The following is a 10,554-nucleotide window of genomic DNA, read 5'->3' as shown; positions in this document are numbered from 1 at the left end:
TAGTTCTTAATGCACTATTACTTACTGTACCTCATGCACCTCGAAAATGCTGTATCTGTCATCTATCACCGTTTTACTAATACCAAAATAAATATGTATATAAGCGAAGAACTTAATAGCCTTGGTATTGAGGTTTGTGGTTGCGTAAATGGTCGATGATTTCAGTTCATCCTTTGCCTCAGCTGGGCCAAATATTAGAATAGACTCTGCATCACAAATACTCGCAATGACCGCATCGTAGTAAATATTGAGATGTCCTGTGAAAGTTCTCTAGCGGCTATCATCAGCAGGTATCTGAAGTGATTCATAAGTACCTTTAAGAGGTGAATCACCAGAACGCTTTCAATATTTAGTAATTTTAAGATAAAAACCGTTGGATTTTTTTTGTCAATTGCTCGGTAAAAAAAGACGATAGGATTCGCTGTCTAACAGAATTCTGAAACCCAGCCACATCAGCACGAAGGGGAAAATCTTGCTAGCATAACGGCTGAGTACCAAAGCGATACCAGGTAGACGAGTCAGATTATAGGACATAAACAGCCAGCAAAAAATAATGAAATAGCAAACTGGTACGATTACAGTGAGATTTTGGATTGAACTAGTGGCAAACAGGGGGATATAGATCCCAAGATTGTTGCCGCCGTTGGCAATTGTTACCGAGGAGACTCGATAGGTCTGCGGATCGCGGATTACGTCCCAGAGCGATCGCTTTCTGGAATCAAATCCTCGAAATTTAGAGTTTCTTTTCAGATTGGCTGACTTATCTTCGGCTGAATCATCCTTATTCAGGTTGAACAAATTGTTCAAGCCAATGAGTATCGGCAGAATCCCTAGTAGACCAGTCCAAGTTGACGGAATTGCTAGACCCAGTAAGAAACCAAACAAACTTACTATCACTAATGCCGTAAACCCTATAATCTCACCAACTACAACATGTTGAGGACGAAAAGTCCGATTAACCTCACTGAAGAAGGCAGTTAGATAAATATTGTCGTCAAACGTTGTTGCCACAGCCGTAGCTAGCCCGATCTTAATTGTCGCAATGAACCAATCCATCACCATTCCTCACTCAACACCTGTCTGATGACCGAAACTAGCGATCGCTCAACCTTTGTAGAGAATTCCCACAATATCGATATGATAATGTGAGTATCGCATATTGGGTGTAACTCAGAACAAATCTGGTAGTTTATACATATCAAGCGGTGCTTTGACTTTATCCCCCATCTCTAATTCATCCGGCAATTTCCATCACCTATATTTATTTATCAAAGGAGTCATTATGATTAGCCGTTTGATTGACCTTCTGCCTAGATGGACAGGTCAAAACATCTTACGGTCGCTTGCATCAGCTACTCGTAGATCGGCTGCCTACAGATTTGCAGTTCGATTTTGCATCGGACTTATCTCGATTTTGGTCTTGACTCTAGTTTTTGACGGTCATGCTGTTGCCACTTCTGAATCTAGCAATCAGCTTTCCTCTTTAATGAATCAGTTCAAACTACCCAAAAGCTCCACAATCCAGTTACTGGAAACTGTGGGATTGTTTATAGGGGGGATAATTTTTTGTATAGTTTTGGATCGCTGGTTTTCTACCCGTTCTGCTCAATCTAGCAACACGCCCTTAGCTGAACAAGCGCGGCGGCTCAAGCAACTCAAAATAGGATATCCAGAGGGGATGACAAATCTGGAAGTTCTTCGTACTCAAGGCTTACTCGAAACCCGTTTGCAACCTTATGGGCTAAGTGTCACCTGGACAAGCTTTTTATCAGCCTCTTCTCTAATAGAAGCACTCAGCAACGGGACGATAGACTTCTGCGGCGGCGGGGCCACAGCCAGCATCTTTTCTCAAGCTGCGGATCATGTATTTGTGCGGGTGGCTAAAGAAAAATATACCGCTCCCAAAGGTCAAGCGATTCTAGTACCGGAAGATTCGCCGATTCAGACCATTGCCGACCTGAAGGGTAAGAAGATTGCTTTTGATAAAGGCTCAAGCGCCCATTATGTGCTTGTGCGATCGCTGGAAAAAGTCGGCCTTGATTTTAGTGACATTGAGCCAGTTTATTTGACACAGCCGGAGGCGCTGCCCCGATTCCGCCGGGGTGAAATTGATGCTTGGGTGATTTGGGTTCCCTACACAGCTACTTTTGCCCGAAACGCTTACCCAGGGCGCTCGATTGCAGACCTAGAGAGCATATTTGGTGACAAAGCCTCGGTGGAAGTTCCGACCTATTACTACGCGATTCCAGAACTGGTACGCGACTATCCCGACCTGCTCAAGGTGATTTTAGAAGAGGTAAACGAAGCTGGAGCTTGGGCTAAGAAACAGGAATTAAAAGCAGCTCAACGAATGGCAGAACACCATGAAATCGATCCATCGATTGTAAGTACTTTACAGCAACGTAGTGCCGAACGCGCCATCATCCCAATTGACGACCAATCACTCACGGCTCTACAGCATCAGGCAAATATATTTAGAGATTTAAATCTGATTCCTGAGCGGGTGAATGTCAAAGATGGAACCTATAGCTTGCAGACTAAGCAAAACTGGACTTATTAATTTCGAGACTGACAACGAAAGCAACTTAGCAAGTCATTGGTCTAAATCTCTTCGTGCTAGGGACATTATAAAAATTAAAAAAAGTGTCAAATCTGAATTCCTTTTTTCCGGTCTGGTTCTTTAAAAGCGATACTTACGGTAAGCTACGCTAACGCATGGTGGCGGATATGATCTTCAATAAAACTGGCGATGAAATAATAACTGTGGTCATAGCCTTTTTGGTAACGTAAGTTTAGCGGCTGGTTAACATCTGCACAAGCTTGCTCAAACACCTCTGGTAGTAATTGTTCAGCTAAAAATTTATCAGCAGTCCCTTGGTCAATGAGAATCGAACTGTGATATCCTACTTTTTTGACTAATTCACTAGCATCATAAGCACGCCAACTTTCTTGATTGTTGCCAAGATAACCACTAAAAGCCTTTTGGCCCCAAGGACAACGCATAGGTGCAGTTATAGGTGCAAAAGCTGATACTGATTTGTAAAGTTCTGGGTTTCTCATTGCACAGACAAGTGCCCCATGTCCTCCCATTGAATGACCGAAAATACCTTGTTTTTCAGATAGCGTAGGGAAATTTGCGGTAATTAAAGCAGGTAATTCCTGGACGATATAACTATACATTTGGTAGTTTTTACGCCAAGGTTCTTCTGTAGCATCAACATAAAAGCCCGCACCCGTGCCAAAGTCCCAGTTATCATCCTCACCTGCAATGCCAGTATTACGCGGACTCGTATCTGGTGCAACCAATATCAAACCATACTTAGCTGCAAAGCGCTGTACTCCCGCCTTAACCATAAAATTCTCTTCCGTGGAACTTAACCCAGAGAGGAAATAGAGAATTGGTACAGGTTTTTGAATTGCTTGTGGTGGTTGATAGACAGCAAAGCGCATTTCACTGTTACAGGTTGAGGAAGAATGACTGTAAAAACCGAGTTTGCCACCAAAGCTTTTATATTCGGAAAGGAGGTTGAGGTTAGACATTGGTTGTATTTTCAATCCTTGAGCGATCGCCAGAGAAAAATTATTTTACCGTGAACTACCTGGTAATTAGCACGCTATAGCGAGCGCACAATATGCCGCAGTTGCGCTCGCTTTGAGAACCGAAACCAAATTGCGATCGTTGGTTGGCGCTTCATCCTCTCCGCACTCGCTATGTTAACAGGATAACGAAACCAACACACAATTAAGCGACTAGTAGGTTCATAAGCCAACAGCCATGTTTTTTCATAGCCCACCAAATCACTAATCCAAGGTGGATCTAGGTTTTCCTCTTGGGCAACTCTAGAGATGAAATTAGCAAAAGCGATCGCATCTTCTTTGTGTTTTTTGATTCCTTTTGGTACATGGGTTTGAGCATATCGCCAAAACAAGGCAGTAAAATTTTTACCCAACGCCCGCGCAGTGCGTGGAAGTAGTTCGCGTACTTCTCCCAATCGTTTCCACTTCAGAGAATTGGCAAAGATATTTACCTCTTTGGCTGAAAGTTGAGCTAACTTTTGTGCTTCATCGCAACTCAGCCCCAACTCTGCGCCAACGGTTTCTGGGTTAGCAAAGAAACGCTCTCTCAAATCGGTATTAGTGTAAAGTTGGGCTAAAACTTTCTGGGTTTGTGCTAACCCCATCTGCCATTACTCCTGCTAATGTCCCGTGCTTTTTGCAGTTCTTTTGTCAATTCTGCAAAGGGTGGCAAGTTTTCATCTCGTTCTAGAATAATCCCTTTAACTGGAACACGGGCAACGACTTCCTCCATAAGTTGCCATACTTCCACTGGTGTGGATTGCGAATGGCTGTCAATTAATATACCATCATGCCAATGTCCACCAACAAAATGTAATTGTACGATGCGATCGCACGGTAATTGTTGCAAAAACTCATGAACATCATAGCCGTAGTTCACAGCATTAGTGTGGAGATTTGTTACATCTAATAACAGTCCACAATCAGAACGTTCTACCACCTCGGCTAGAAACTGGGCTTCAGTCATTTCTGCACCTGGAAGCGTCACCATGTAAGTGATATTTTCCAGAATCAGTGGTACATCAATCCAGCGACGCACCTCGGCAATGTTGCGACAAAGTACTTCCACAACTTCTTGAGTATAAGGTAGCGGGGACAAATGCCCGATATCAACTCCACCCGCTTTTGTAAAGCAGATATGCTCACTCCACCAAGGTGGGTTGAGTTGCTTAATTAATGCTGCAAGTTTGCGTAAATAATCTGTATCCAAGCCTTCAGCACTGCCTAACGAAAGATTAATCGCGTGGGGAATTATCGGGAAATGAGCAGCAAGCAGTTCTAACTCCTGCTGTTTTTGCCAAGATGCATCTAGATAGTGTTCAGCGACAATTTCCAAAAAGTCAATCTGCTGACGGTTGAGAAACAGATCGCTTTTAAACGGTTGTCGAAAACCCAACCCCACACCTAAATTAGGGAGATGAGAAAGCATTGCTCTTAACCTCCTCCACAGCCACCGCCACAACCACCACCGCAGGAACTGCTGCTACATGAACTGCTACTACATGAGCTATCAGACGAGCTACTACTGCACGAGGAGCCACAGCCAGAACTACTGCTGCACGAACTACCAGAGGAGCTGCTTCTCCTGCTAACTGTTCTAGAAAATGTTGGCGGAAAAAAGGCTTTGTAGTAGGAGTCATAAGAGGTTCCAGCCAGCGCCTCAACGCCAAAGAGTGCCACCAGTAAGTTGTAATCAAATACAGAGGGGATGTCATACTTTGCCTTCTGCTGCAATCGGGTAAATGTTTCTTGAAGTTGTTGCAGATACATTTTTCCTCGATAACTGAGATGTGTACGTCTACTGACAAACCACAGCAAAAAGATAATCGATAATACACCAAAGGTGATTAATAAACCTGTGTTATAACACCCCTTACCCAAGGCGATGAGCAGCTTATAAGCCCCTAAGCTGAAAATAATCATCGCCCCAATCAAGCCAACTTTGATATTCCGTTCTTGCCACTGGGAAGCATACAACAATTGCTCATTTTGTAGTTTTTCTTCATAGGCATTGCTGTATGACTGGATACTCTCGGTTGCCAACCAAACAGATGTTTTAGCTGTGGAAGAAGAAGAGAATTTATCAAATACCTCACGGTCTATAGACTGTAGTTGAGAAGCATCAGGATGATTTGGTACTTGGCTAATGGATTGTTCATTGACTTGCAAATAACCCCGAACAATCAAGTCAAATAAAGCTACATTGGCGATTCCTGTTTCTTGAGAACGCAAATAAGCGATTTCGTAGGGATCTGGTTCAGCAGGAATTAACGGTAAAGCCTGGTTTTTGGTTGGATCTTGCACTAGCTCTCGGCAAACTACCAAAGTTATCCCAATGACAAAGCAATAAAACAGTAAAAAATCCGGCCCATACATATCTGCAATTGGATTATGCAGTAATGCATTCATTGCCTTTACTCCTTTTTAGGGAATTACTGAAAGTAAGAGAAATTAAATGACTCAATGTTTGCAGCGTTTTTTAAAACATTTGGCTTTCTCAGGTTTGTCATTTACTTTACCACAAAATTGTAGCACACACTAAATTTTATGCTCCGTCAGCGCCACAATTTAACTCTCTGAATCAACCCTGCGACTAGGTAACTTAGTCCCGCACCTTTTACAAAACCCAGCATCTACATCATGGAAAGCCAAACCACAACCTGAACAAGTTGTCTCTACCTGATTAGCAGTTTTCACAACTCGCTTAATTAAATCTCCCACTTGCCAAGGAATCAGTGCAATTCCTGTAAAAATCATCAGGACTGTTAGCAAGCGCCCCAATTCTGAAATTGGAATAACATCGCCAAATCCTACAGTTGTCATTGTGACAACAGAGAAATAAAAGGCATCTAAAAACGTACCATAATTTTCAGGATTAACCGGATGCTCAACTTGATAAATTAAGCCAGAATAAATAAAAACAATTGCAAATAAGGTAAATAATATTCGCGCAAAAATCATTCCATCTTCGGTGCTGATACTGGCGAATAAAAACTTCCTATCGATAAATCTGATTAATCGTAAAATCCGAAACCATCGCAGTAAGCGGATAAAACTGATATCCACCATTCCTAGAAAGAAAGGCAAAATCGCCATTAAGTCAATAATCGAATAAAAGCTAAAAATATACTTAATTTTGTTTTCCACACTCCACAGACGGAGTAAATATTCCACCGCGAAGATAATGACGATCGTAGTATCGGCTACATTCAACTGAAACCGCACAGAATCAGGAATATTATAAGTTTCTGCCACAAAAATTCCTGATGATACTAGCACCATAGCGGCAAGCGTTAAATTAATCGCTTTACCTAATGGTGTTTCCAGGTCTTTTAAGTAGAATTCTGTTTCTTGTCTGCTCAGTAACATATTCGACCATTAACTAATTTTAATTCTCATTTATAACATTAGAAATACGATATTATTAATCATTATCATTATGTTAACCTCAGCTTATATGAACCCAGAATATTTTATGCGTTTAGCATTAGCAGAAGCAAAAGAAGGAGATGCGCCTTATGGTGCTGTGATTGTTAAAGATAACGAAGTCGTTGCCGTAGCTCATAACACTGTTAACAGAGACAACGATCCATCAACCCATGCGGAAATTAACGTTATTCGTAGTTTAACAGCTAAACTTAAAAACCCTTCTTTAGAAGGTTATAGCATATATACAACTGGCGAACCTTGTCCCATGTGTGCAACTGCTTGTGTTTGGAGTGGCGTATCAGAAATTGTATATGGTGCTTCAATTCAAGATTTGACTACTCTAAATCAATCACAAATTAATATATCTTGCGAAGAAGTGATCGCTAAGTCATTTAGAAACATCAAGCTCACAAAAGACGTTTTAAAAAATGAATGTTTGGAATTATTTAAATAAGCTATAAAAAATCTAACTTATTTAAATTTATGGTGTGTTACGGCTTCCGTAACACACCGATAATCCCAAAATTATGTTGTACTTTCAGCGATAATATACCCTAAAGCTAATCTAGACGTTAAAATTACGAATTACGTTCGCATAGCGTCTGTCTACGACAAGCTGCGCGAACGTAGAGAAGCGGGGCGTAACCCATTACGAATTATTTAACTTGATTCATTGAAATAAGATAAATAGGTATTTGCCCAAATCGCAGCTTGAGTGCGATCGCGCAAATTTAATCTGTTCAAAATATTAGTCACATGATTTTTTACCGTCCCCTCAGAAATGTAGAGTTCCTGAGCAATTTCTCGGTTACTAGCGCCTGTAGCAATTAACCGCAAAACCTCTTTTTCTCTAGGAGTGAGTTCAGCTAAAGTAGACGGTACAGGCGGTGATTGGGTTGCTGTACCATTAGAAAACTGAGTTAACAGCTTTTTAACTATACCTGGGCCTAATTGAGTATATCCTTTATAAACGGCACGAATAGCAACAGCTAATTCTTCTGAGGGTGTATCTTTCAATAAATAACCCATTGCCCCATTTTGCAATGCTGCTGATACATATTCATCATCATCAAAAGTCGTCAGTACTAAAATTTTAGTTTTGGCAAAGCGTTTTTGAATTTCTCGCGTCGCTGCAACTCCATCCATAATGGGCATTCTGATATCCAGCAATACTACATCTGGCTGAAACTCAGCAACTAAATTAATCGCCTGTTCACCATTTTCTGCTTCTCCCACTATCTCTAAATCTGGTTCTAATTCTAATAACGCTCTTAATCCTTGACGAATTAAACCTTGGTCATCTACTAGCAGCACTTTAATCATTATGTCAACCTCGTTAAGGGAATATTAACTGTAATTTTGCAACCAGAATCAGGAGCGCTATTAATATTAAACTCACCTCCAAGTGCTAAAGTGCGATCGCGCATACTATGAAGTCCAAAACCTGTAGTATTTTGCCCTAAATCAAAACCTCTACCATTATCTTGAATTATCAATCGTAAATTGCCTCTAGTCGTACCTAGTTCCAGTTGAACCTCTGTGGCATAAGCATATTTAGATATATTAGTCAAAGATTCTTGAGTAATCCGGTAAATAGCGGTGTTTATTTCAGGTGGTAGAGGATATTGCAGATTGATTTGATAAATTGGTAAAATACCATTGGAGCGATGAAAGTTTTCTGAAAGACTTGCGATTGCACGTTCTAAAGATTGTTCTTGTAAGGGATTTAAACGCATAGTAGAAACAGATTCGCGGACATCTTTTAGCGCTTTTGAACCTAATTCTTTTGCTGTTGCTAGAAATGTTTCAGCCTTACCTGGGTTAGCTTGCCATAGTTTTAAAGCGGTTTCTAATTGCAGATTTAAAGCAGTTAGAGAATGTCCTAAAGAATCATGAATTTCACGAGCAATGCGGTTGCGTTCTTCTAAGGTAGCTTGATTTTCAATTTGCATGGCATATTGGCGCAGTTTTTCATTAGCGATCGCTAACTTTTCTCGACTTTGCCGTTCAGACAATACTGCATTCATCATCAACAACACAAAAACCAAACTTAAGCCAAATACCAGCGACGAATTCAAAATCAAAAATCGATATCGCTCTTGTGCTTGTGGCGATGCTTGAAAATTGAATAACTGATATTTTAGTTGTGTAGTAACTAAAAATAAGCAAAATGATAAACCTGTAACGAATAAACGCCCATTTAACTTAAAAATAAAACAACTACGAGTCACTAAAATTATGTATAAAAAGGGGAATAATCGAGCAAATCTTTCTCCAAAAAGTCCAATTATTAAAATTAATAAAATTTCAATAACTGTGTATATTATTTTATTTTTTTGGTTATTAGTGGGTAATTTTAATCCCATTGCTGCAAAAATAATCAGACTATAAATTGATAGTTCTGGTAATATGCTACAAACTGACAAGTCTGGAAATGCACCACAAATTGATAATTCTGGAGGCTTAGGACGAAAATGCCCTAACGGAGGTGGTATAACAGCTGTCAATGCAGTGATCGCCAGTAATGTCCACTCTAGATAAAGTAGAGACGGGAAAGGATGTTTCTTAATTTGAATTGAACGACTCATTACCCACATTGCTCCAGTTATAAATGAGTTAAAAGTTAGTAGTTAGGAGTTAAAAATTAGGAATTAAAAATTATATTTTTCGGGTACTTTAGTGATAGCCTCCGCCATTGTAAATTTTCGTAGAGGGAAGAATTAAGGTGAATGTAGGGTATAAGAACATGATGTAATAAGCTAAACAAGAATTGATAAATTCATCATAATCAAAAATTTTATTATTCCTAACTCCTAACTATTTATTCTCAATCATGTTTGTCCAAATTCAATCATGACTAAAGTCATGGGTAAAACCATGACTTTCTCCTCATGTGATTACTAAAGATAAGTTCTTATGATAGTGGCATCCAACCAGGAAAAACCCACCACACAAGTAATGAAACTCAAAGTATTATCGCTAGTCGCTGGAGCGATCGCTCTAACTTTAACTGCTACCTCCTTTGCTGTTAATGCCCAAACAGCTTCTCCTTCACCTGTGTTACTTGCACAAACTCCACAGAAAGAAAGGGGCCCTTGGAAAGAATTGGGTCTAACAGATGCCCAAAAAACCCAAATTCAGGCAATTAAGCGTGATAGCCGCACCAAATTGGAGGCAGTTTTCACCCCAGAACAAAAGGCCAAGTTAGAGGCGGCGAAACAAGCACGTCAGGCTCAACGGCAAGCTGGTCAAGGTCAACGTCGAGGAAAGGGTGGTTATGCTGATTTAAATCTGACTGAAGCACAGAAAACCCAAATCCGACAAATCCGTGAGTCTGAAAAACAACAGATTCAAGCAGTCTTGACCCCCGAACAGCGCCAAAAAATAGAGCAATTCCGTCAAAATGCTCCTTCGCGCCGTCAACAAGGCAATCCCCAATAAGGAAGGGACTTCCAAATAAACAAATATCCCATCGCTTTAGGGGCAGGGAGCTCTTAGCTGGGGGAGGGAAAGTCGTAGTGAAGTCCAGAAATTGGATAATTTATTTTT

Annotated in this window: 11 protein-coding genes; 3 read left to right on the top strand and 8 right to left on the bottom strand. The window is 40.5% G+C overall.

All coding sequences use genetic code 11. From position 1 onward, the window contains the following. Positions 1 to 387: 387 nt before the first annotated feature. The gene (locus ACFE90_RS31050; RefSeq protein WP_375506184.1) at positions 388 to 1,056 is read right to left on the bottom strand and encodes a cadmium resistance transporter; all 669 of its coding nucleotides are present in this window, start codon (positions 1,054 to 1,056) and stop codon (positions 388 to 390) included. Positions 1,057 to 1,282: 226 nt separating this feature from the next. On the opposite strand from ACFE90_RS31050, the gene ACFE90_RS31045 reads away from it, so the two are divergent. Next, the gene (locus ACFE90_RS31045) at positions 1,283 to 2,560 is read left to right on the top strand and encodes an aliphatic sulfonate ABC transporter substrate-binding protein (RefSeq protein ID WP_375506183.1); all 1,278 of its coding nucleotides are present in this window, start codon (positions 1,283 to 1,285) and stop codon (positions 2,558 to 2,560) included. 143 nt (positions 2,561 to 2,703) lie between these two features. Here ACFE90_RS31045 and fghA read toward each other — a convergent pair whose 3' ends face one another. The 5 genes from fghA to ACFE90_RS31020 form a co-directional block, all read right to left on the bottom strand. After that, positions 2,704 to 3,540 carry an S-formylglutathione hydrolase gene (gene fghA / locus ACFE90_RS31040; RefSeq protein WP_375506182.1) on the bottom strand — a complete coding sequence of 279 codons (837 nt, stop codon included), beginning with the start codon at positions 3,538 to 3,540 and terminating at the stop codon, positions 2,704 to 2,706. A 74-nt stretch (positions 3,541 to 3,614) separates the two neighbouring features. After that, on the bottom strand, positions 3,615 to 4,181 hold the full coding sequence (locus tag ACFE90_RS31035; RefSeq protein ID WP_375506181.1) for a hypothetical protein: 567 nt from the start codon (positions 4,179 to 4,181) through the stop codon (positions 3,615 to 3,617). Then, complete coding sequence (locus tag ACFE90_RS31030) at positions 4,172 to 5,005, bottom strand: DUF692 family multinuclear iron-containing protein (RefSeq protein WP_375506180.1); 834 nt, start codon at positions 5,003 to 5,005, stop codon at positions 4,172 to 4,174. The genes ACFE90_RS31035 and ACFE90_RS31030 overlap by 10 nt, the downstream gene beginning before the upstream one ends. A gap of 5 nt (positions 5,006 to 5,010) precedes the next feature. Continuing rightward, entirely contained in the window at positions 5,011 to 5,985 is a 975-nt protein-coding gene (locus ACFE90_RS31025) for a TIGR04222 domain-containing membrane protein (protein ID WP_375506179.1), read from the bottom strand. 159 nt (positions 5,986 to 6,144) lie between these two features. Further along, positions 6,145 to 6,945, bottom strand: a complete 801-nt coding sequence (locus ACFE90_RS31020) for an ion transporter (protein ID WP_375506178.1) — start codon at positions 6,943 to 6,945, stop codon at positions 6,145 to 6,147. A gap of 88 nt (positions 6,946 to 7,033) precedes the next feature. On the opposite strand from ACFE90_RS31020, the gene ACFE90_RS31015 reads away from it, so the two are divergent. Further along, entirely contained in the window at positions 7,034 to 7,459 is a 426-nt protein-coding gene (locus ACFE90_RS31015) for a nucleoside deaminase (protein WP_375506186.1), read from the top strand. 206 nt (positions 7,460 to 7,665) lie between these two features. Here the strand turns inward: ACFE90_RS31015 and ACFE90_RS31010 are convergent, their stop codons facing one another. Both ACFE90_RS31010 and ACFE90_RS31005 read right to left on the bottom strand, forming a co-directional pair. Continuing rightward, positions 7,666 to 8,328, bottom strand: a complete 663-nt coding sequence (locus ACFE90_RS31010; RefSeq protein WP_375506177.1) for a response regulator — start codon at positions 8,326 to 8,328, stop codon at positions 7,666 to 7,668. Beyond that, positions 8,328 to 9,593: a sensor histidine kinase gene (locus tag ACFE90_RS31005; protein WP_375506176.1), complete on the bottom strand. Its 1,266-nt coding sequence runs from the start codon at positions 9,591 to 9,593 to the stop codon at positions 8,328 to 8,330. Before ACFE90_RS31005 ends, ACFE90_RS31010 begins: the two co-directional genes overlap by 1 nt. Positions 9,594 to 9,963: 370 nt before the next feature. Between ACFE90_RS31005 and ACFE90_RS31000 the strand changes: the two genes are divergently transcribed. Beyond that, complete coding sequence (locus tag ACFE90_RS31000; protein ID WP_375506185.1) at positions 9,964 to 10,446, top strand: Spy/CpxP family protein refolding chaperone; 483 nt, start codon at positions 9,964 to 9,966, stop codon at positions 10,444 to 10,446. Positions 10,447 to 10,554 lie beyond the last annotated feature (108 nt).

The sequence above is a fragment of the uncultured Nostoc sp. genome (assembly GCF_964245445.1).
Lineage (GTDB): Bacteria > Cyanobacteriota > Cyanobacteriia > Cyanobacteriales > Nostocaceae > Nostoc.
The sequence above is the reverse complement of the archived record's forward strand: the minus strand, read 5'-3'. Positions and strand labels throughout refer to the sequence as shown.

What these genes read in the sequence shown, in the direction of transcription:
- ACFE90_RS31050 (WP_375506184.1), bottom strand. Translation starts at nt 1,056, where the DNA reads ATGGATTGGTTCATTGCGACAATTAAGATCGGGCTAGCTACGGCTGTG.
- ACFE90_RS31045 (WP_375506183.1), top strand. Translation starts at nt 1,283, where the DNA reads ATGATTAGCCGTTTGATTGACCTTCTGCCTAGATGGACAGGTCAAAAC.
- fghA (WP_375506182.1), bottom strand. Translation starts at nt 3,540, where the DNA reads ATGTCTAACCTCAACCTCCTTTCCGAATATAAAAGCTTTGGTGGCAAA.
- ACFE90_RS31035 (WP_375506181.1), bottom strand. Translation starts at nt 4,181, where the DNA reads ATGGGGTTAGCACAAACCCAGAAAGTTTTAGCCCAACTTTACACTAAT.
- ACFE90_RS31030 (WP_375506180.1), bottom strand. Translation starts at nt 5,005, where the DNA reads ATGCTTTCTCATCTCCCTAATTTAGGTGTGGGGTTGGGTTTTCGACAA.
- ACFE90_RS31025 (WP_375506179.1), bottom strand. Translation starts at nt 5,985, where the DNA reads ATGAATGCATTACTGCATAATCCAATTGCAGATATGTATGGGCCGGAT.
- ACFE90_RS31020 (WP_375506178.1), bottom strand. Translation starts at nt 6,945, where the DNA reads ATGTTACTGAGCAGACAAGAAACAGAATTCTACTTAAAAGACCTGGAA.
- ACFE90_RS31015 (WP_375506186.1), top strand. Translation starts at nt 7,034, where the DNA reads ATGAACCCAGAATATTTTATGCGTTTAGCATTAGCAGAAGCAAAAGAA.
- ACFE90_RS31010 (WP_375506177.1), bottom strand. Translation starts at nt 8,328, where the DNA reads ATGATTAAAGTGCTGCTAGTAGATGACCAAGGTTTAATTCGTCAAGGA.
- ACFE90_RS31005 (WP_375506176.1), bottom strand. Translation starts at nt 9,593, where the DNA reads ATGAGTCGTTCAATTCAAATTAAGAAACATCCTTTCCCGTCTCTACTT.
- ACFE90_RS31000 (WP_375506185.1), top strand. Translation starts at nt 9,964, where the DNA reads ATGAAACTCAAAGTATTATCGCTAGTCGCTGGAGCGATCGCTCTAACT.